20 protein-coding genes are annotated in these 19,862 nt (G+C 74.7%); 10 read left to right on the forward strand and 10 right to left on the reverse strand.

Annotated elements, in window-relative coordinates:
- Positions 1 to 43: 43 nt before the first annotated feature.
- The 4 genes from H9X71_RS02485 to H9X71_RS02500 form a co-directional block, all read right to left on the reverse strand.
- Complete coding sequence (locus tag H9X71_RS02485) at positions 44 to 850, reverse strand: DUF2510 domain-containing protein (RefSeq protein WP_191148165.1); 807 nt, start codon at positions 848 to 850, stop codon at positions 44 to 46.
- A gap of 118 nt (positions 851 to 968) precedes the next feature.
- Positions 969 to 3,458 (reverse strand): excinuclease ABC subunit UvrA, encoded by a 2,490-nt coding sequence (locus tag H9X71_RS02490; protein WP_191148166.1) that lies wholly within the window; start codon positions 3,456 to 3,458, stop codon positions 969 to 971.
- 108 nt (positions 3,459 to 3,566) lie between these two features.
- Positions 3,567 to 3,779 (reverse strand): hypothetical protein, encoded by a 213-nt coding sequence (locus tag H9X71_RS02495; RefSeq protein WP_191148167.1) that lies wholly within the window; start codon positions 3,777 to 3,779, stop codon positions 3,567 to 3,569.
- A gap of 227 nt (positions 3,780 to 4,006) precedes the next feature.
- The gene (locus tag H9X71_RS02500) at positions 4,007 to 5,053 is read right to left on the reverse strand and encodes a sigma-70 family RNA polymerase sigma factor (RefSeq protein ID WP_191148168.1); all 1,047 of its coding nucleotides are present in this window, start codon (positions 5,051 to 5,053) and stop codon (positions 4,007 to 4,009) included.
- Positions 5,054 to 5,370: 317 nt separating this feature from the next.
- Here H9X71_RS02500 and H9X71_RS02505 point away from each other — a divergent pair, with 317 nt between their 5' ends.
- Genes H9X71_RS02505 through ccsB form a run of 5 tightly spaced genes read left to right on the forward strand, consistent with a single transcriptional unit; the run spans position 5,371 to position 10,037 of the window.
- A complete protein-coding gene (locus tag H9X71_RS02505; protein ID WP_191148169.1) occupies positions 5,371 to 6,015 on the forward strand; it encodes a histidine phosphatase family protein in 645 nt (214 codons plus the stop codon).
- The gene (locus H9X71_RS02510) at positions 6,015 to 6,629 is read left to right on the forward strand and encodes a TlpA family protein disulfide reductase (protein ID WP_191148170.1); all 615 of its coding nucleotides are present in this window, start codon (positions 6,015 to 6,017) and stop codon (positions 6,627 to 6,629) included. The genes H9X71_RS02505 and H9X71_RS02510 overlap by 1 nt, the downstream gene beginning before the upstream one ends.
- Positions 6,630 to 7,370, forward strand: a complete 741-nt coding sequence (locus tag H9X71_RS02515) for a cytochrome c biogenesis CcdA family protein (protein ID WP_191148171.1) — start codon at positions 6,630 to 6,632, stop codon at positions 7,368 to 7,370. It abuts the gene before it with no gap.
- Entirely contained in the window at positions 7,354 to 9,012 is a 1,659-nt protein-coding gene (gene resB, locus H9X71_RS02520) for a cytochrome c biogenesis protein ResB (protein ID WP_191148172.1), read from the forward strand. The genes H9X71_RS02515 and resB overlap by 17 nt, the downstream gene beginning before the upstream one ends.
- Positions 9,009 to 10,037 (forward strand): c-type cytochrome biogenesis protein CcsB, encoded by a 1,029-nt coding sequence (gene ccsB, locus H9X71_RS02525; RefSeq protein WP_244961732.1) that lies wholly within the window; start codon positions 9,009 to 9,011, stop codon positions 10,035 to 10,037. Before resB ends, ccsB begins: the two co-directional genes overlap by 4 nt.
- Positions 10,038 to 10,050: 13 nt before the next feature.
- Here ccsB and H9X71_RS02530 read toward each other — a convergent pair whose 3' ends face one another.
- Positions 10,051 to 11,037 (reverse strand): o-succinylbenzoate synthase, encoded by a 987-nt coding sequence (locus H9X71_RS02530; protein ID WP_191148173.1) that lies wholly within the window; start codon positions 11,035 to 11,037, stop codon positions 10,051 to 10,053.
- A gap of 54 nt (positions 11,038 to 11,091) precedes the next feature.
- Between H9X71_RS02530 and H9X71_RS02535 the strand changes: the two genes are divergently transcribed.
- The gene (locus tag H9X71_RS02535) at positions 11,092 to 12,003 is read left to right on the forward strand and encodes a 1,4-dihydroxy-2-naphthoyl-CoA synthase (protein ID WP_191148174.1); all 912 of its coding nucleotides are present in this window, start codon (positions 11,092 to 11,094) and stop codon (positions 12,001 to 12,003) included.
- Positions 12,004 to 12,022: 19 nt separating this feature from the next.
- Positions 12,023 to 13,213 (forward strand): AMP-binding protein, encoded by a 1,191-nt coding sequence (locus H9X71_RS02540; RefSeq protein WP_191148175.1) that lies wholly within the window; start codon positions 12,023 to 12,025, stop codon positions 13,211 to 13,213.
- A 122-nt stretch (positions 13,214 to 13,335) separates the two neighbouring features.
- On the opposite strand, the gene H9X71_RS02545 is transcribed toward H9X71_RS02540, so the two are convergent.
- Entirely contained in the window at positions 13,336 to 13,509 is a 174-nt protein-coding gene (locus H9X71_RS02545) for a CsbD family protein (protein ID WP_191148176.1), read from the reverse strand.
- 131 nt (positions 13,510 to 13,640) lie between these two features.
- Between H9X71_RS02545 and H9X71_RS02550 the strand changes: the two genes are divergently transcribed.
- Positions 13,641 to 13,949, forward strand: coding sequence for a hypothetical protein (locus tag H9X71_RS02550; RefSeq protein ID WP_191148177.1), 309 nt, complete (start codon positions 13,641 to 13,643; stop codon positions 13,947 to 13,949).
- Here H9X71_RS02550 and H9X71_RS02555 read toward each other — a convergent pair.
- Genes H9X71_RS02555 through H9X71_RS02570 form a run of 4 tightly spaced genes read right to left on the reverse strand, consistent with a single transcriptional unit; the run spans position 13,939 to position 17,052 of the window.
- The gene (locus H9X71_RS02555; RefSeq protein ID WP_191148178.1) at positions 13,939 to 14,472 is read right to left on the reverse strand and encodes an NUDIX hydrolase; all 534 of its coding nucleotides are present in this window, start codon (positions 14,470 to 14,472) and stop codon (positions 13,939 to 13,941) included. The genes H9X71_RS02550 and H9X71_RS02555 overlap by 11 nt on opposite strands.
- 9 nt (positions 14,473 to 14,481) lie before the next feature.
- The gene (locus tag H9X71_RS02560; RefSeq protein ID WP_191148179.1) at positions 14,482 to 15,087 is read right to left on the reverse strand and encodes a GNAT family N-acetyltransferase; all 606 of its coding nucleotides are present in this window, start codon (positions 15,085 to 15,087) and stop codon (positions 14,482 to 14,484) included.
- Between the two features lie 13 nt (positions 15,088 to 15,100).
- Entirely contained in the window at positions 15,101 to 15,688 is a 588-nt protein-coding gene (locus H9X71_RS02565; protein ID WP_191148180.1) for a GNAT family N-acetyltransferase, read from the reverse strand.
- A 44-nt stretch (positions 15,689 to 15,732) separates the two neighbouring features.
- Entirely contained in the window at positions 15,733 to 17,052 is a 1,320-nt protein-coding gene (locus H9X71_RS02570; protein ID WP_191148181.1) for a glutamyl-tRNA reductase, read from the reverse strand.
- Positions 17,053 to 17,203: 151 nt separating this feature from the next.
- Between H9X71_RS02570 and hemE the strand changes: the two genes are divergently transcribed.
- Both hemE and hemG read left to right on the forward strand, forming a co-directional pair.
- Complete coding sequence (gene hemE / locus H9X71_RS02575; RefSeq protein ID WP_191148182.1) at positions 17,204 to 18,328, forward strand: uroporphyrinogen decarboxylase; 1,125 nt, start codon at positions 17,204 to 17,206, stop codon at positions 18,326 to 18,328.
- Positions 18,321 to 19,760 (forward strand): protoporphyrinogen oxidase, encoded by a 1,440-nt coding sequence (gene hemG / locus H9X71_RS02580; protein WP_191148183.1) that lies wholly within the window; start codon positions 18,321 to 18,323, stop codon positions 19,758 to 19,760. The genes hemE and hemG overlap by 8 nt, the downstream gene beginning before the upstream one ends.
- Positions 19,761 to 19,862: the final 102 nt, after the last annotated feature.

The raw sequence follows: 19,862 nt of genomic DNA on the forward strand, positions 1-19,862 counted from the left end.
CAGGTCGTGCGGGGAGCGCCGGGAGTGCCCGGCGTGCGGCGGATCAGTACCCGAGGGTGCCGTACCGCTGCATCACCGAGGCGGCCGCCTCCACGCCCTTGACCACGGCGATGAACAGGACGATCACGTTGAGCCCGATCCAGAGCCAGATGGGCGAGAGCGCGGCGGCCGGCGCGCCCTCGATGCGGCGGCGCACGACGACCGACCGGCCGATCAGGTAGACGCCGCCGGCGACGGGGATGAACGCCCAGGCCCAGTGGAAGGGCTTCGCGATGCCGCGGCGGGTCAGCTCCCGCCAGTCGAAGTAGGCCAGGGCGACGGTCCCGGCCCACACCAGGAACTGGACGAGGCTGCTGAGCGCGGACGCGACGGCGGCCTCGGGGCTCGGGCCGCGCGGGCTCATGTCGAGCGCGTCGCCGTAGTCGACGTTGAGCGCGAAGAGGAGGGAGACCACCGGCAGCGCCGCGAGCACCCAGATCGCCCAGGTGTGCGGCGACGTGGACGCGGGCACGGTCGGCAGCGGGGCGGGGGCCGCGTGGGGCTGCTGCGCGTACCCGGCCTGCGAGTACGGCTGCTGCGAGTAGGGCTGCTGCGAGTACGGCTGCTGCCCGTACGCGGGCTGCGTCCCCGCCGGAGGGACGTACGGAGCGGACGACGCGGACGCGGGCGCCGCTTCGGCGGGCCGCTCCGCGGACCCGGGGGTCGAGCCCGCCGTCGACGCGGCGGCGGTCGGCGCGTCCGTCAGGTGGTCGGTCCAGCGGGTGCCGTCCCACCAGCGCAGGCGGTCGGATCCGGCGGGGTCCGCGTACCAGCCCGCGGGCGTGGAGGGTGTTCCGGTCGAGTCAGTCACGAGGTGCTCCTAGCGAGGTGCGGGATGCCGATGGGGGCGTCGGACGCGCACGGGCGCGGACGCTGGAGGTCAGACTACCCACGTCGGCCGGGGCGGAGCCCGACCCGTGCGACGCGGGTCACGACGCGGCGAGCCGCCGGGCCAGGTACGGCGCCGTGCGGCTGCCCGCGGTCCCCGCGACCTCCCGCGGGGTGCCCTGCGCGACGATCCGGCCGCCCTGGTCGCCGCCCGACGGCCCGAGGTCGATGACCCGGTCGGCGTCCGCCACGACGTCCATCTCGTGCTCCACGACGACCACGGTGTTGCCCGCGTCGACGAGTCCCTGGAGCTGGCGCAGGAGGAGCACGACGTCCGCCGGGTGCAGCCCCGTCGTCGGCTCGTCGAGCAGGTAGAGGGTGTGGCCGCGCGGCGCGCGCTGCAGCTCGGTGGCCAGCTTGATCCGCTGCGCCTCGCCGCCGGACAGCTCCGTCGCGGGCTGGCCGAGCCGCAGGTAGCCGAGCCCCACGTCGCGCAGGGTGGCGAGGGCGCGCGCGGCGAGCGGCACGTCGGCGAGGAAGCCGTGCGCCTCGTCCACCGTCATCGCCAGCACGTCCGCGATCGAGCGCCCGTGGTAGGCGATCTCCAGGGTCGCCGGCTCGTACCGGGCCCCGTGGCAGGTGGGGCACGGCCCGTAGGAGCCGGGGAGGAAGAGGAGCTCGACGGTCACGGATCCCTCGCCCTGGCAGGTCTCGCAGCGCCCGCCCGCGACGTTGAAGGAGAACCGGCCGGCGCCGTAGCCGCGGGCCCGGGCCTCGTCGGTCGCGGCGTAGGTGCGGCGCACCGCGTCGAAGAGCCCGGTGTAGGTGGCGAGCGTCGAGCGGGGCGTCCGCCCGATCGGACGCTGGTCCACCGACACGAGCCGGTCCACCGCCTCCGCGCCCTCCACCCGCGCGATGCGGGCCGGCCCGGACGCGTCGTCGGCCGCGTCCGCGTCGTCCGCCGCCTCGACCACCACGCGGTCGGGCGCGAGCGATGCCTGCAGCAGGTCCGGCAGCACGCGGCTCACGAGCGTCGACTTGCCGGATCCGGAGACGCCCGTCACGGCCACCATCACGCCGAGCGGGATCTCCACGTCGAGGTCGACGAGGTTGTGCAGCGTCACGCCCGTGGCCCGGATGCTCCCGGTGGGGGTCCGCGGCGTCCGCTCCGCGCGCGGCGGCGCGAGGTCGGGGAAGAGGTGCGGGCGCGTCGCCGAGGCGGTCACGTCCCGGAGCCCCGCGACGGGCCCGGAGTACAGCACGGACCCGCCCGCCTGCCCCGCGCCCGGCCCCACGTCCACGATCCAGTCCGCCCGCCGCACGACGTCCATGTCGTGCTCGACCACGAACACCGAGTTGCCGGAGTCGCGCAGCTGCTCGAGCACCTCGAGGAGCGGCTCGGCGTCGGCCGGATGCAGGCCCGCGGACGGCTCGTCGAGCACGTACACGACGCCGAACAGGCCCGAGCGCAGCTGCGTCGCGAGCCGGAGCCGCTGCATCTCCCCGGGCGAGAGCGTCGTCGTGACGCGCCCGAGGCTGAGGTAGCCGAGCCCGAGGTCGACGAGCACGACGAGGCGCGCCACGAGGTCGGTCGTGATGGTCACGGCCACGTCGCCCATGCCGTCCGTCGGCGCGATGGCGTCGGCCAGGTCGGCGAGCGTGAGCGCGTTGAGCTCCTGGATGCTGCGCCCCGCGAAGGTCACGGCCAGCGCCTCGGGCGTGAGCCCGCTCCCGCCGCACCGCTCGCACGTGCCCGAGACCATGTGCGCGAGCGCGGCCTCGCGGAGCCGCGGGCTGGCCGAGTCGGCCAGCGTGTGCAGCACGTAGGAGCGCGCGCTCCAGAAGCGCCCGTTGTACGGCTTCGCCACGCGGTCGCGCTGCGGCGTGATCTGCACCACCGGCTGCTCCTCCGTGAAGAGGATCCAGTCGCGCACCTCCTGCGGCAGCTCGCGCCACGGCACGTCCACGTCGTACCCGAGCGCGATCGCGATGTCGCGCAGGTTCTTGCCCTGCCAGGCGCCGGGCCACGCGGCGATGGCGCCGTCGCGGATCGACAGCGACGGGTCCGGCACGAGCGACGCCTCGGTCACGGTGTGCGCGACGCCGAGCCCGTGGCAGACCGGGCAGGCGCCCGCCGCGGTGTTGGGGGAGAACGCGTCGGAGTCGAGCCGCCCCTGCCCGGCGGGGTAGGCGCCGGCGCGCGACATCAGCATCCGCAGCGAGTTGGAGAGCGTCGTCACGGTGCCGACCGTGGAGCGCGTGCTGGGCGCGCCGCGCCGCTGCTGCAGGGCGACCGCGGGCGGCAGGCCGGTGATGCTCTCGACGTGCGGCGTCTGCTCCTGGCGGATCAGCCGACGCGCGTACGGCGCGACCGACTCGAAGAACCGCCGCTGCGCCTCGGCGTAGACGGTGCCGAAGGCGAGCGACGACTTGCCGGATCCGGAGACGCCCGTGAAGGCGACGATGCGGTCGCGCGGGATGTCGACGTCCACGTCCCGGAGCGTGTTCTCCGAGGCGCCGCGCACCCGCACGAACCCGTCGGCGCGGTCGTCGGGGGCGGGAGGAGTCGGGGTCGTTCCGGAGGCGGGCACCTGATCGACCCTAGGCCCGGGTCGGTCGTCGCCCCGCCGTCCGCGGCCCGCCCGTACGGGCAGGTCCGCCCATCGGGTCGACGTCCGTCGCGGGCCGCGGCGAGAGGATCAGCCCAGGGCGCCGCGCGCCTCCGCGAGCGTCGGGTAGTCGCCGACGTCGCGGCCGAGGCGGTCGGTGACGTGGAAGCCCACGCCCCACCTCTCCTCGGACATCCCGGCGAACTCGTCGCCGCGGCGGGCGACCCAGAGTCCTGCGGCGACGGGGGACCAGCTGATGCCGGGGACGTGGGTCGCACCGGGTGCGGTCTGCGTGAGAGCCATGGCTCCTCCTTCATCGCGGCTCGTCGTCGAGCCGCTTCGTGTCCTGGCGACGTGGATGCGCGCCGCCGATGGGTGGACATCGAATGTATGCGCACTAATGGCTAGTGGGCGTTCCACTCGGCGGATCCGCAGGAACGCAGGTCCCCGCGCACCCGCGTCCGACCCTCCCCGCACGCGCGAGGGCCGCCCGCGGCATGCGCGGACGGCCCTCGTGTGCGGCGTGACGATCAGCCGCGGATGTACGTCTCCAGCTCCGGGATGCGGAGCTTCGCGAGGCACTTCTTCTCGATCTGGCGCACGCGCTCGCGCGTCACGCCGAGCTGCTGGCTGACGAAGGCGAGCGAGCGGGGCTCGAGGCCGGCGAGGCCGAAGCGCATCCGCACGACCTCGGCGTCGCGCTCGGCGAGCCCGTCGATGAGGCGCGTGACGTGCGCGGCCATGAGCTGCTGCGTCACCACGTCGATGGGCTGCGTGACGTCGGCGTCCTCGATGAGGTCCGCCATCTCAGTGTCGCCGTCGCCGCCGCTGCCGCCCACGAGGACCTGCAGGGACATGGGCTCCTGCGCGCGGTCGAGCAGGTAGCGCACCTTGGTGACGGGCGTGTCCGACTCGCGGGCGATCTCCTCCATCGAGGGGTCGCGCCCGAGCTCCACCGCGAGCTCGCGCTGCACGGCGTTGATGCGGTTGATGTGCTCCACCGTGTGCACGGGGATCCGGATGGTGCGGCTCGTGTCGGCCATGCCCCGGGTGATCGACTGCTTGATCCACCACGACGCGTACGTCGAGAACTTGAAGCCGGCCTGGTAGTCGAACTTCTCGACCGCCCGGACGAGGCCCATGTTGCCCTCCTGGATGAGGTCCAGGAACGGCAGGCCGCGGCCCGTGTAGCGCTTGGCGATGCTCACGACGAGGCGGAGGTTCGCGTTGACGAGGTGCTGCTTGGCGCGCATCCCGTCCTGGGCGAGCGTCTGGTGCTCGCGGCGCTCGGCGGCGGTGAGGTCGGTGCGGGTGTCGAGCACCTCCTGGGCGAGGACGCCCACCTCGATGCGGCGCGCGACGGTCACCTCCTGCTCGGCGGTGAGCAGCGGCACGCGGCCGATCTGGCGGAGGTAGTCCTTGACGGCGTCGGTGCTGGCACCGGGGGTGACGAGCGAGGGCTCGGGGAGGTCGGAGTCCGCATAGGGATCGACCGGGCCGACGGCCTCGACCTGGTCGAGGGAGGAGTCGGTGCTGGTGCTGTCGGTGGCCGTGGGCCTGGTCGGTGTCATCGTCATGGTGCCCGTTCCTTCCGCGCCGTCCCGGACGGCATCGTCATGCGGGCCCGCGTCCGTTAGACGGGGGTCTCTGCGAGGTCCCGTGGTCCACGGGGCTCTCGCCCGGAGGCCGGATCACGACCTCGAGCACCTAACTTAGCGTGCGATTCCTTTGGGGCCCAAACGTTCGTATACGCATGTAACATCCGACCGGAGTGCAGTCCCGAGAGGCCGGCCCCCGCCGGTGTGCCCAATCGTATTGGGGGCTAATGATTCGCGCAGGGGCTTGCGCAGGATGCTCGGCGGTTGTACATCTGCCCGCCACCTACACTTGTCGCGTGGTCGCCTCACGAATCCATCTCGTCCGTCACGGCGAGGTGCACAACCCGCACGGAGTCCTCTACGGACGCATCCCGGGATACGGCCTCTCCGACCTCGGCCACCGCATGGCGGACGCCGCCGCACGGGCCCTCGAGGAGTCGGGCGCCCCCGTCAACCGGGTCATCGCGTCCCCGCTCCAGCGCGCGCAGGAGTCGGCCGCCCCCTGGGCCGAGCGGTTCGCCCTCGAGGTCGCCACCGACGAGCGCGTCATCGAGCCCACCAACCGCTTCGAGGGGTCGCGCTTCCCCTCGCCCGCGCGCATCGCCCGCTCGCCGCGGCTCTGGCCGCTGGTCGTCGACCCGGTCCGGCCGAGCTGGGGGGAGTCGTACCGCTCCATCGCCGCCCGCATGGCCGAGGCCGTGAAGGCGGCCCACCGCTCCGTCCCCGACGGGGACGTGGTCATCGTGACCCACCAGCTGCCCATCTGGATGGTGCACCTGTCCCTCGCGGGCGAGCGCCTCTTCCACGATCCGCGCAAGCGGCGGTGCGCGCTCTCCAGCATCACCACCGTCGAGCGCGTCGGCGACCGGTTCGTCGAGACGGGCTACATCGACGCCGCCGCGGGCCTCACGGAGCTCGCGGTCGACGAGGGCGCGGTCTGATGCGCGCGCTCCGACGCCCGCGCCGTGCCGCGCTCACCGCGGTCGCCGCCGTCGCGCTGGCGGCCGTCGCGCTGACCGGCTGCACGCAGGATCCCCTCGCCGCCGAGTTCCGCGCCGGCGACAACAAGAGGTACATCGCCGGCGACGGCACCTTCACCGAGGTCCCGCTGGCGGAGCGGGCGGCTCCCGTCGACTTCTCCGGCACGCTCTCGGACGGCACCGACATCTCCTCCGCCGACTACCGCGGCGCCGTCACGGTCGTCAACTTCTGGTACGCCGAGTGCCCGCCCTGCCGGCTCGAGGCCAAGGACCTGCAGGCCGCGAGCGAGGAGCACGCGCCGGACGGCGTGCGGTTCCTGGGCGTGAACACCCGCGACCAGCGGCCGAACGTGGACTCGTTCGACAAGACCTACGGCATCACGTACCCCTCGGTGCTCGACGTCGAGGACACGAGCATGCAGCTCGCCTTCGCCGGCACCATCGCGCCGAACGCCGTGCCCGCCACCATCGTGCTCGACCGCCAGGGCCGCGTCGCGTCGCGGGTGCTCGGGAAGATCGACCCCGGCGTGCTCCGCACGCTCGTCTCCGACACCGTCGCGGAGCCGGCCGGCTAGGTGGACCAGATCCAGAGCGCCCTCTCCGGCCAACTCCTCGTCGCCGTGCCGCTGGCGCTGCTCGCGGGCCTGGTCTCGTTCGCGTCGCCCTGCGTGCTGCCGCTCGTGCCCGGGTACCTCGGGTACATCGGCGGCATGGCCGAGGCCAAGGGCGGATCCGCGACGCGTCGCCGGCTGCTCCTCGGCACCGCGCTCTTCGTGCTCGGGTTCTCCGCGGTCTTCATCGTCACCACGCTCGTGTCCGCCACCGCGGGGTTCTGGCTGATGCGCTGGCAGGACCTCATCACGCGGATCCTCGGCGTCGTCCTCATCGTCATGGGGCTCGTCTTCACCGGGCGGCTCGGGTTCCTGCAGCGCCAGGTGAAGAGCTCGTGGCGGCCGGCCACGGGGCTCGCGGGCGCTCCGCTGCTCGGCGTCGTGTTCGGCATCGGCTGGGCGCCGTGCATCGGCCCGACCCTCGCGGTCGTCATCTCCATGAGCCTCACCTCGGCCGACGCCGGCCGCGGCGTGCTCCTCGGCGTCGCCTACTGCGTCGGGCTCGGCGTGCCCTTCCTGCTCGTGGCCCTCGGCCTCGGCTGGATGACGCGCACCGTCGGCTTCCTCCGTCGCCACATCCGCACCGTCAACCTCATCGGGGGAGCCCTGCTCATCCTCATCGGCCTGCTCATGGTGTCCGGCCTCTGGTCGGCGTGGATGCTCCAGCTCCAGGGGGTGATCGCCTCGTATGTCCCGGCCATCTGACCACGTCGACGCGCCGCGCCCGGCGCAGCGTCCGTCCTCCGACGACGGCGCGCCCATCACGCAGCCCAAGCTCGGCTTCGTCGGCACGCTCCGCTGGTTCTGGCGGCAGCTCACCAGCATGCGCACCGCGCTGTTCCTGCTGCTCATGCTCGCGTTCGCGGCCATCCCGGGATCGCTCGTGCCGCAGCGGAGCTCCGACCCGAACGGCGTCACCCAGTTCCGGGTCGACAACCCCGACCTCTACCCGGTCCTCGACGGGCTGCAGGTGTTCGACACCTACAGCTCGGTGTGGTTCTCCTCCATCTACCTGCTGCTGTTCATCAGCCTCATCGGCTGCGTCGTGCCGCGCGCCAAGCACCACCTCGACGCGCTGCGCCAGGCCCCGCCGAAGACGCCCGCCCGCCTGTCGCGCCTCGCCGGCTATACGACGCGGACGACCACGGCGGATCCGGTCGACGCCGTCCGCCAGGCCCGCGCGCTCCTGAAGCGCCAGCGCTACCGCACGGTCCTCGTCGACGACGCCTCGGCCGCCGGCGGCGTGCTGTCCGTCTCGGCGGAGCGCGGCTACCTGCGCGAGACCGGCAACCTCGTCTTCCACTCGGCGCTCGTCGGGATCCTCGTCACGGTCGGCATCGGCGGCGGATTCGGCTACTCCGGGCAGAAGGTGCTCGTGGAGGGCCAGTCCTTCGTCAACACGCTCTCCACGTTCGACTCGTTCAACCCGGGCCGGTTCTTCGACGACTCCGCGCTCACCCCCTACCGGGTGAAGCTCGACGCCCTGCACGTCGAGTACGAGCAGGAGAACCCGAACGCCATCGGCCAGCCGCTCGACTTCACGGCCGACGTCACCGCCGACGTGCCCGGCGGCCAGCCGCAGGACCGCGAGGTGAAGGTGAACGCGCCGCTCGCCATCGGCGGCACCGACATGTACCTGCTCGGCAACGGGTACGCGCCGCACGTCACCGTGCGGGATCCCGAGGGCGCGGTCGTCTACAGCGCCGACGTGCCGTTCCTCCCGCAGGACGCCAAGCTCACCTCCCTCGGCGTCGTCAAGGTGCCGGACGGGCTGCGCGAGCAGGTCGGCATGCTGGGCTTCTTCTACCCGACGCAGGGCGCGGAGAAGGCGCCGTTCTTCTCGTCCTACCCCGACCTCGACAACCCGCTGCTGACGCTCAACGTCTACACGGGCGACCTCGGGATCGACGGCGGCGTGCCCACGTCGGTCTACACGCTCGACACGGGGGACCTCACGCAGCTCACGGGCGGCAAGACGGGCGTCGCGTCGATCGAGCTCGCGCCCGGACAGACCGTCGATCTGCCGGACGGGCTCGGCTCCGTGAGCCTCGACTCCGTGCCGCGCTTCGTGTCGTTCGACGTGCACCACGACCCGACGCAGGGCTGGGTCCTGCTGTTCGCGATCCTGATCCTCGGCGGCCTGCTCACGTCCCTGTTCGTGCCGCGTCGGCGCGTGTGGGTCAAGGCGGTGCCGCAGGCCGACGGATCCACCACCCTCGAGTACGCGGGCCTCGCCCGCGGCGAGGACCCCACCCTCGAGGCCGCCGTCGCGGCCCTGGCGGACAAGCACGCGGCCGGCCTCCAGCCGGGCGCGATGTCAGAAGCGGAAGTTAGGCTCCACTCGTGAACACGGCCATGCTCGACGACGTCTCCCTCATCGCGCTCCTCGTCGCGATGGGCCTCTACGCGGCGGCGTTCATCGCGTTCGCCCTCGACCTCGCGCGCCGCTCGGCGCTCGTCGCGGACGCGGCCACCGCCGCGGCCCGCCAGCCCTCCGCGGTCGGCGCCACCGCCGCGCGCCGCGGCGGCGGCACCGCGACCATGGAGCGCGAGCCCGCGTCGGGTGCGAATGGCCGCCGCGCGACCGGGCCGGACGCGCCCGTGGCCGCCGGTCGATCCCTCAGCCTGAACGCGGCCATGGTCCTGCTCGTCGTCGGGTTCGTCGCGCACGCCGTCGCCACCGTGCTCCGCGGCCTCGCCGCCTCGCGCGTGCCGTGGGCCAACATGTACGAGTTCGCCATGACGGGCACGCTGCTCATCCTCAGCGTCTACCTCATCGTGCTCACGCGCCGCGACCTGCGCTTCCTCGGCACATTCGTCACCGGGCTCATCCTCATCCTGCTGGGCGTCGCCGTCGTCCAGTACCGCGTGGAGGTGGCGCCGCTGCCGCCGTCGCTGCAGTCGTACTGGCTCGTGATCCACGTCTTCGTCGCCGCGCTCGGCACGGGGTTCTTCGCCCTCGCGTTCGCGCTCTCGGGCGTGCAGCTGCTGCAGTTCCGCCGCGAGTCGCTCGCCGCCGACGCCCAGGCCGTGCGGATGCGCTTCCTCGCGACGCTGCCCGACTCGGTCACGCTCGAGTCGATGGCCTACCGCCTCAACATCGTGGGCTTCATCTTCTGGACCTTCACGCTCATGGCCGGCGCCATCTGGGCCGAGCGCGCGTGGGGTCGCTACTGGGGATGGGACACCAAGGAGGTCTGGACCTTCATCATCTGGGTGCTCTACGCCGGGTACATCCACGCGCGGGCCACGCGCGGCTGGCGCGGATCGCGCTCGGCGTGGCTGGCCATCATCGGGTTCTCCGCCGTCATGTTCAACTTCGGCGTCGTGAACGTGTTCTTCAAGGGTCTGCACACCTACAGCGGGCTGTAGGCGCGCGGCCGCCTCAGGAGCGCGTCGCGAGCAGGGCGTGCGTGCGGCGGATCCGGGCGAGCCACCAGTCGCGGCGGTCCGCATCGGCGGCGTGGGCGTCGAGGAGCCGGGCGTCCGGCGTCACGCGGCGCACGGGGATCCGGCCGTCGACCGGCACGAGCGGCTCGGCCACGACGTCCTCGACGAAGAGCGAGACGGTGCCGAGGCCGCAGTCGTGCGGCAGCTCCGGGATCGCGGCCGCGAGGTGCGCGGCCATCGCGATGCCGACGCTCGTGTCGAGGGCGCTGGAGACGACGACGGGCAGGCCCGCGTCCTGCGTGATGCGGAGCGCCCGGTGGATCCCGCCGAGCGGCTGCGCCTTGACGACCAGCAGGTCGGCGGCGCCGGCCCGCGCGACCCGCAGCGGGTCCTCCGCCTTGCGCACGCTCTCGTCGGCGGCGATCGGCACGCCGAGGTGGTGGATCCGGCCCCGCAGCTCCGCGAGCTCCTCGACGGAGGCGCACGGCTGCTCCACGTACTCGAGGTCGTGCTCGGCGAGGGCGTGGATCGCGTGCTCGGCCTCGTCGACGTTCCAGGCGGCGTTCGCGTCGATGCGCACGCGGCCCTCGGGGCCGAGCAGGCGGCGGACCTCCGCGACGCGCGCCACGTCGTCCGCGAGCGTCGTGCCGCGCTCGGCGACCTTGACCTTCGCGGTGCGGCAGCCGGGGAACCGCGCCAGCACCTCGGCCACGCGCGACGCGTCCACGGCCGGGATCGTCGCATTCACGAGCACCTGGTCGCGGAGGGGCGCGGGCGGCGCGGTCCAGCCGAAGTCGACCGCGGCCTCGAGCCAGGCGGCGGACTCGGCGTCGTCGTACTCGACGAAGGGCGAGAACTCGGTCCAGCCGAGCGGGCCCTCGAGGAGCACGGCCTCGCGCACGTCGAGGCCGCGGAAGCGCGTGCGGAGGGGGAGGGCGACGACGCGGGCGGTGGCGAGGAGGTCGTCGAGGGCGGGGAGCATGGATCCAGCCTCGCACCCGCGGGCGCCCGGCGGGTCGCCGCCTAGGCTGGACGCATGGTGAAGCAGGTCTCCGACATCCACGATCCCACCCGCTGGCGCGACGTCCCCCTCGCGGAGGGCTTCACCGACATCACGTACCACCACGACCTCACGGGCCGCATCGCGCGCATCGCCTTCGACCGCCCGGAGGTGCGCAACGCCTTCCGGCCGCGCACCGTCGACGAGCTGCACCAGGCGCTCGACGACGCCCGGCAGGATCCGCGCATCGGCGTCGTGCTCCTCACCGGCAACGGGCCGAGCCCGAAGGACGGCGGCTGGGCGTTCTGCAGCGGCGGGGACCAGCGGATCCGCGGGCGCGACGGCTACAAGTACGCCGAGGGCGAGACGGCGGAGGGGGTCGACCCGACGCGAGCCGGACGCCTGCACATCCTCGAGGTGCAGCGGCTGATCCGCTTCATGCCCAAGGTCGTCATCGCGGTCGTTCCCGGCTGGGCGGCCGGCGGCGGGCACTCGCTGCACGTGGTCTGCGACCTCACGATCGCCTCGGCCGAGCACGGCCGCTTCAAGCAGACGGACGCGGACGTCGGGTCGTTCGACGGCGGGTACGGATCCGCGTACTTCGCCCGCCAGGTGGGGCAGAAGTCCGCGCGCGAGGTGTTCTTCCTCGCCGAGGAGCACAGCGCGCAGCGCATGTACGAGATGGGCGCCGTGAACCGCGTCGTGCCGCACGCCGAGCTCGAGGCGACCGCGCTGGACTGGGCCGAGACGATCCTCGGCAAGTCGCCCACCGCCATCCGCATGCTCAAGTACGCCTTCAACGCGGTGGACGACGGCATGGTCGGCCAGCAGGTCTTCGCGGGCGAGGCGACGCGGCTCGCCTACGGCACGGACGAGGCCGTCGAGGGGCGCGACTCCTTCCTCGAGAAGCGCGCGCCCGACTGGTCGCCGTTCCCGTGGCAGTTCTGACCCGCCGGGGCCGGGCGTCGTGAGGCGGCTCGAGCGCCTGACCGCGTCGGGCGCCGACGTGGTGCCGCTCCTGCGTGCAGCGCTGGCGGGCGACGGCCCTGCGCTGCTCGCCCGGCCGGTCGATGCGGCTGCCGGCGACGGCCCGCCGCCGCCGGACGAGGTGGAGCGCCGCGTCGCGCTGGTGGTCGAGACGTCCGGCACCACGCGGCGGCCGAAGCGCGTGGCGCTGTCGGCGGACGCGCTGCTCGCCAGCGCGGCCGCCTCGCAGACGGCGCTCGGGGCGCCCGGGCAGTGGATCCTGGCGCTCCCCACCCACTACATCGCCGGCCTGCAGGTGCTCGTGCGCTCCATCGCCGCGGGCACGGCGCCGGTCGTGCTCGCGCCCGGCAGCTTCGACCCGCGCGCCTTCGCGGAGTCGGCCGCGTCGATGGACGCGCGCGTCGCCCGGTTCACGTCGCTCGTGCCGACGCAGCTGCACCGGCTGGTCGAGGCGGCGGAGGGCGGCTCGGGACGCGCGGACGGTGACGCCCGACGCATCCGGGACGCCGTCGCCCGCCTCGACGCGATCCTCGTCGGCGGCCAGGCCACGCCGCCGCAGCTCGTCGACCGCGCGGCGACGCTCGGCTGGCGCGTGGTGCGGACCTACGGATCCAGCGAGACCGCGGGCGGGTGCGTCTACGACGGCGTGCCGGTCGCGACGGCCGAGGTCGCCGTGGTCGACGGGCAGGTGGAGCTGGCGGGGCCCATGCTCGCGGAGGGATACCTCGGCGATCCGGGCGCGACCGACGCCGCGTTCGGCGAGCACGACGGCCGCCGCTGGTACCGCACGGGGGACGGCGGCGAGCTGGCCGACGGCGTGCTGCGGATCACCGGCCGGCTCGACGACGTCGTGATCTCCGGCGGGGAGAAGCTCCGGCTCGCCGCGGTCGAGGAGGCGGTGCGGTCGCTCGCGGGCTGGGACGCGCGCCTCGGCGAGGCCGTCGCGGTGCCCGGCGAGCACCCGGGCTGGGGTCAGCGGCCGGTGGTGTTCGTGCCCGGCGCGGGGGAGCCGCTGCTCGCCGAGCGCGTGCGCCGTGAGCTGGGGGAGCGCCTCGGCCGCGTCGCCGGGTCGACCGTCGTCCGCAGCGTCGAGGAGATGCCGACGCTGCCGTCCGGCAAGCCCGACCGACGTGCGCTCCGGGCGCTGGCCGACGCGGACCCGGCCGCCTGAGCCCCCGGACCGCCGTGCGCCCTGTCGGACGACACCGCGCGCTCCGCCGGCGGACATGACGAAGGGCCGGATGCTCGGCACCCGGCCCCTCGCCTCTCAGGAGGGACGTCCCTCCGGAAGTCCTACTTCTTGAAGACGTCCTTCACGTTCTCGCCGGCCTGCTTGGCGCTTGCCCCGGCCTGCTTCGCTTCGCCTTCGGCGACCTTGCTGTCGTCGCCGGTCAGCTTCCCGAAGGCCTCCTCGGCCTTCCCCGCGAGCTTGTCGCCGGTGTTCTGGGCCTTGTCGTCTGCACTCATTCGCGCTCCTTCGTTCGGTGGATGGGACGCCTCCGACGCTACGCCCGCTCGCGCTCGCCGTCACCCCCTCCCACCGGATGCACCGGCAGCGGGACCCGGGGGCGCCGCGGTCGCCGTGGGAGGATGGGCGCATGGCCACCCGCACCCCCGACGCCCGCGCGAAGGGCCTCCTGTCCTGGCTCATCCTCGCGGTCGGCGTCGTCATGGCGGCGTTCACCGTCGCGATCCTCGTCGCCGCCGTGCAGGTCGACGGCGTGGGCGAGGTCACCGGCACGCTCGTCGCGGGCGGCATCGCGACCCTCGTGGCGGTCGTCGCGTTCGTCGACCAGCGGCGCAAGGTGCGGGCGACCCGCGCGGCCGAGCTGGCGGCGGGATCCGACGCCGCGGACGCCGCCGCGCGCGACGCCGTCGCCCCCGGGGACGACGCCGTCAGTCGATGAGCCGCAGCGCCACGAGGCGCTCGAGCGCCGCCCGGCCGGCGGGTGGGCAGCGGTCCGCGTCCGCGGATGTCACGAGCTCCACCTCGGCCACCTCGCCCGACGCCACGGGCTCATGCCGCGTGCCCGCGCGCGGCTCGGCGCGGTAGACGGTCATGCTCACCATCCGCCCGGCGTGCGCGCCGTGGGCCTCCTCGAGCACCGTGAAGAGGTCCTCGATGCTCGCCGGGTCGATCTCGAGCCCGACCTCCTCGGCGGCCTCCCGCACGAGCGCCTGCCGCGCTCCCTCGCCGGGCTCGATCTTGCCGCCCGGCAGGTAGAGCACGTCCTGGCCCTCGACGCGCACCATCAGCACGCGGCGGTCGCGGACGAGGGCCAGCGCGGCGACCCGCAGCGGGCGCTCCTCGGCGGTGCGGCGCCGGGCCGCGGTGACGAGGGGATCCAGCTCGTCCAGCTCGTCGAGGTCGTCGTCATCGTCGTCGTCGAGGACGGGGGCCACCGGTCGGGGGTCGGGGGTCGAGGTCACGCGGTCCTCCTACAGTCCGTCGAGGCTCTGGCGAGCCGCCCACTCGACGTCGAGCAGGGCGACGACCACGGTATCGGCCCAGGCCCCCTCGACCCACCGGTCGTGCACGAGGAGCGCCTCCCGGCGCATGCCGAGGCGTGCGGCGAGCCCGAGGGCGGCGGCGTCCCGCGCGTCGACGCGGGAGGCGACGCGGTGCACGCCCGCCTCGGCGAACACGAGCTCGAGGATCCGGTCGGCGGCCTCCCGCGCGAACCCCGCCCCCCGCGCGTCCGGGTGCAGGACGACGCCGACCTCGGCCTGGCGGGCGGCCGGGTCGTGCAGGAGCACGTGGACCTCGCCGACCACGCGCGCGGGCCGCGGGCCCTGGGCGGGCAGCTCGACGGCCAGCGCCAGGCGGTCGCCGACGCCGGCGAGGCGGGTCCAGCGGACGCGGTCGGCCAGCATGCGGGCGGCGTCGGACGCGGATCCCGCGAGGTGCGGCCGGGCGCCGGGAGCGGCGGCGTACTCGTCGACCGCGACCAGGTCGTCCGGCCCGAACGGGCGGAGGACGAGGCGCGGGGTGCGGATCGGACCGCGCACCTCGACCGGGTCGAGCGCCGGGAGGCCGTCGTGCACGCGGGGATCCCGATCAGGCGCCGGGCGGCGTCGCCGCCCACTCGTCGGCCAGCACGGCGTAGTACAGGCTGTCCACCCACTCGCCCTTGACGCGGAGCTCCTCGCGGAAGTGCCCCTCGCGCCGCATGCCGAGCCGCTCGGCCATCCGCGCCGAGGCGGTGTTGCGGGCGTCGAGCTGCGCGACGACGCGGTGGGCGCCCGCGCGCCGGAAGGCGAGGTCGAGCATGGCGCGGCTGGCCTCGGTGGCGTATCCCCTGCCGGCGAAGTCCGGGTTCATGACCCAGCCGACCTCGAGCTGGCGCGCCGGCACGTTGCGGAGCAGGAGGGACACGTCGCCGATGACGCGGCCGGATCCCGGGCGCACGTTGAGGCTCGGCTCGTCCGGCAGCTCGACGGCGAGCCCCAGGAAGTCGTGGCCCTGCTCGAGGCGGGTCTTGCGGCGGCGGTCGGCCAGGTGCCGCTTCGAGGCGGCGCGGTCGCGGATCGGCCAGAACATGTACTCGACCACGTCGGGCCGGCGCTGGATGTCGGCGAAGTCGTCGAGGTCGTCGGCCGTGTAGGGCCGGATCACCAGGCGCTCGGTGCGCACCGGCTCGGTCATCCTGAGCGGCGCGTCGAGGCGCGGGCCGCGGAGGATGCGGGGCCTCACGACGCCGAGCCCGCCTCGGCCGCGCGCGGCAGCGCGACGGCGACGGGGGAGGACACCGCGGCGGGCATCTCCACGTCGAGGCCGAACAGCGCCTGGACGGCGTCGGCCACGCGCGCGCCCTCGCCCTGGCGCGCGAGCTCCCGCGCGCGGACGGACGGCTGGTGCACGAGGACGCTCACGAGGTGGCGGAGCGCCTTCTCGGTGGCCTCGGAGGAGTCGCCGCGCTTGCGCACGCGCTCCAGCTCGCCCTCGAGGACGTCGAAGATGTGGCTGCGGAGGGCGACGACGGCGGGGGCCACCTCGTCCTCGGCGGACGCGGCGCGGAACTCGGCGGCGGCGGTGCTGACGATCTCGCGGGCGTCGTCCGTGGCGGTGAGGTCGCGCAGCGGCGCGTGCAGGCTGATGGTCTCGAGGTCGAGCAGCTCGACGCCCTCGACGGTGACGACGTCGGGATCCACGTTGCGGGGGAGGCCCAGGTCGATGACGAGCCGACGGCGGCCGTCGCCCGACACGGCGGCCGCGGCCTGGAGGTGGTGCGCGGCGAGGACGGACTTCGGGGCGGTGCTGCAGGTGACGACGATGTCGGAGGCGGCGAGCGCGCGGAGCAGGTCGCGGCCCTCCACGGCCGGGATCCCGTGCGGGCCGGCGAACTTCGCGGCGCGGCCGGACGGGGAGTAGACGTGCACGTCGACGACGCCGCGGTCGCGGAGTGCCGCGAGGCTCGCGCCGGCGTACGCGCCCGTGCCGACGAGGAGGACCCGCGTGGCCGACCAGTCGGCGATGCGGCTCTCCGCGAGGTCGAGCGCGAGGCGGACCATGGACCGGCCGGCGCTCTGCAGGCCCGTGCGGGTCTTGACGCCGCGCGAGGTGTTGGACGCGGTCTGGAAGAGGCGCTCGAGCCCGGTGCTCGTGGTGCCGCCGGTGCGGGCGCCCTCGAGCGCGCGGCGGACCTGCCCGGCGATCTCGCCCTCGCCGACCACCACGGACTCGAGGCCCGAGGAGACGGCGAACAGGTGCTCGGCGACCGCGTCGCCGCACTTCACGTCGACGCTGCCGCGGACGTCGTCGCGGGCGATCCCGCTGGCGCCGCTGACCACGTCGACCGTGGCCTCGACGGCCAGCGCGCGGGCGGCGGTGAGGGGCTCCTCGACGTCGAGGTAGGCCTCGAAGCGGTTGCAGGTGGCGAGGACGACGGCCCCCGCGATGAAGTCGTTCCGCTCCATGAGCGTGCCGGCGACGGAGGGTGCGGCCACGGACAGCTTCTCGAGGACCTCGAAGCTGGCGTTGTGATGACTCGCCGTCAGACATATGAGCACACCCCATGGTAAACCTCCCGGTCGTGTGCTCGGGCCCGGGGGTCGGCGGGTGAGGGCACCCTGGCGACGCGTGCCAGCACGCGCGCGGGCGAGCCCGCGGACCCGCGTCCGCTCCCTCCCCAGCGGGGCGGGCGCGCAGGCGCGGGATGCGATGATCGTCCCCGTGACCACGCCCTCCGCTCCCGCCTCCGCGCCCGCATCCGCCGCCGTCCCGCTCCCCGCGGAGCACCCGCTCAACACCCGCACCGCGTCGTCGCTGCTCGTCGAGGCCTACCGCGGCCACCGCGGCGAGCGCGCGCCCGTGTGGTTCATGCGCCAGGCCGGACGGTCGCTGCCCGAGTACCGGGAGCTCCGCGTGGGCACCCGCATGCTCGACGCGTGCCTCGACCCGGAGATGGCCAGCGAGATCACGCTGCAGCCGGTGCGCCGCCACCACGTGGACGCGGGCATCTTCTTCAGCGACATCGTCATCCCCCTGAAGCTCGCGGGCGTGGGCGTCGACATCGTCGCGGGCCGCGGCCCGGTGCTCGAGGAGCCCGTGCGCACCGCCGCCGACGTCGCCGCCCTGCCGTCGCTCGACCCCGCCGCGCTGGAGCCCATCCGCCAGGCCGTCGCGCGCACGGTCGCCGAGCTCGGCGACACCCCGCTCATCGGCTTCGCGGGCGCCCCGTTCACGCTCGCCGCGTACCTCGTCGAGGGCGGCCCGAGCAAGGACCACATCGCGGCCCGCGGCCTCATGCACGCGGATCCCGACGCCTGGGACGCCCTCATGCGCTGGTGCGCCGAGATCACCGGCGTCTTCCTGCACGCGCAGGTCATGGCCGGCGCCTCCGCCGCGCAGCTCTTCGACTCGTGGGCCGGCGGCCTCTCGCTCGCCGACTACACCCAGCGCGTCGCCCCGGCGTCCGCGCTCGCGCTCGACCACGTGCGCACCGTCACCGCCGCCGACGGCCGCACCGTCCCCCTCGTCCACTTCGGCGTCGGCACCGGCGAGCTCCTCGGCGCGATGCGCGACGTGGGCGTCGACACGGTCGGCGTCGACTGGCGCATCCCGCTCGACGAGGCGTCGCGCCGGCTCGGCGGGTCGACGCCCGTGCAGGGCAACGTCGACCCGGCGCTGCTCGCGGCCCCCTGGCCGATCCTCGAGGCGCACGTCCGCGACGTGCTCGAGCGCGGGAAGGCCGCGCCCGCGCACGTCCTCAACCTCGGCCACGGCGTGCCGCCCGAGACCGACCCCACCGTGCTCACCCGCATCGTGGACCTCGTCCGTGAGTAGCGATCCCCGGCAGGCGGCCGGCGAGGTCGACCCGACCGACGTCGTGGTCGTCGGCGGCGGCGTGGGCGGGCTCATCGCGGCCCGCGCGTGCGCGCTGGCCGGCAGGCGCGTGATCCTCGTGGAGGCGTCGCCCGCGCTCGGCGGCACCGTCGGGTCCCACGTGGTCGACGGCCTCCGCCTCGACAGCGGCGCGGAGAGCTTCGCCACGCGCCGCGGCACGGTCGCCGCCTACCTGGCCGAGCTCGGCCTCGCGGACCGCATCGTGCAGCCGAACCCGGACGGCGCGTGGGTGCAGCTCGCCGAGCGGGCCATCCAGCTGCCGCGCACGGGCCTGCTCGGGATCCCCGCGCACCCGTTCGACCCCACCATCGCCACCGCCATCGGCCGCCTCGGCGTCGCCCGCGCCAAGGCCGACCTGCTGCTCCCGGCCGCGGTCGGCGCGAAGGAGCGCACCCTCGGCGGCCTGGTTCGCGCCCGCATGGGCGACCGGGTCGTCGACCGGCTCGTCGCCCCCATCGTCTCCGGCGTGCACAGCGCCCACCCCGACGAGGTCGATGCCGACGCGGTCGCGCCCGGCCTCCGCCAGGGCCTCGCCGAGCAGGGCTCGCTCGGCCGCGCGGTCGCGTCGATGCGCGCCGCCTCGCCCGCCGGATCCGCCGTGAGCGGCATCGTCGGCGGCGTCCACCTGCTGGTGGACGCGCTCGTCGCCGACCTGGAGCGCCTCGGCGTCGACGTCCGCACCCAGCTCGCCGTCGCGTCCGTGCACCGCCACCGCTCCCACGAGGGCGCGGCCGCGTCCGACGACTGGCACGTCGAGCTCGCCGACGGACGCGGCATCGACGCGCAGGGCGTCGTCCTCGCGATCCCCGCCGCCGGCCTCGTCCGCCTCTTCTCCGGCCTCGCGCCGCGGAGCGTCACCGACGGCTGGCCCGAGCCGTCCTCCGTCGAGCTCGTGACGCTGGTCGTCCGCGCGCCGGAGCTCGACGCGGCTCCGCGCGGCACGGGCGTGCTCGTGGCGGCGGACGCCCCAGGGATCCGCGCGAAGGCCCTCACGCACGCCACCGCCAAGTGGCCGTGGCTGAAGGACCTCGCGGGCGACCGCCACGTGCTCCGCCTCTCGTTCGGGCGTGCCGGCGGCGACGACGACACCGCGGGCGTCCCCGACGACGAGCTCACCGCGATCGCCGTCCGCGGCGCGTCCGCGCTCCTCGGCGTCGACCTCGCCGGCCGGGTGACCGGATCCGCGCGCGTGCGCTGGACCAACGCCCTCCCGTTCGCCGCCTCCGGGCACCGCGAGCGCGTGCAGGCGGTGCGCGACGAGGCGGCCGAGCACCCGGGCCTCGAGATCACCGGCTCCGCCGTCGCGGGCACCGGCCTCGCCTCCGTGGTGGCCGACGCGCGGGCCGCGGCCGACCGCGTGCTCGGGCGCTGATGCGCCCGTCCGGCCCGCCCCGGCCGGGCACCGAACGCCGCGTCGCCCCCGACCACGGGGCCGCGCCGGAGGGATACGCTGAACGGGCGTGTGCTGCACGTG

This window comes from Clavibacter zhangzhiyongii, assembly GCF_014775655.1.
Classification (GTDB): Bacteria; Actinomycetota; Actinomycetes; order Actinomycetales; family Microbacteriaceae; genus Clavibacter; species Clavibacter zhangzhiyongii.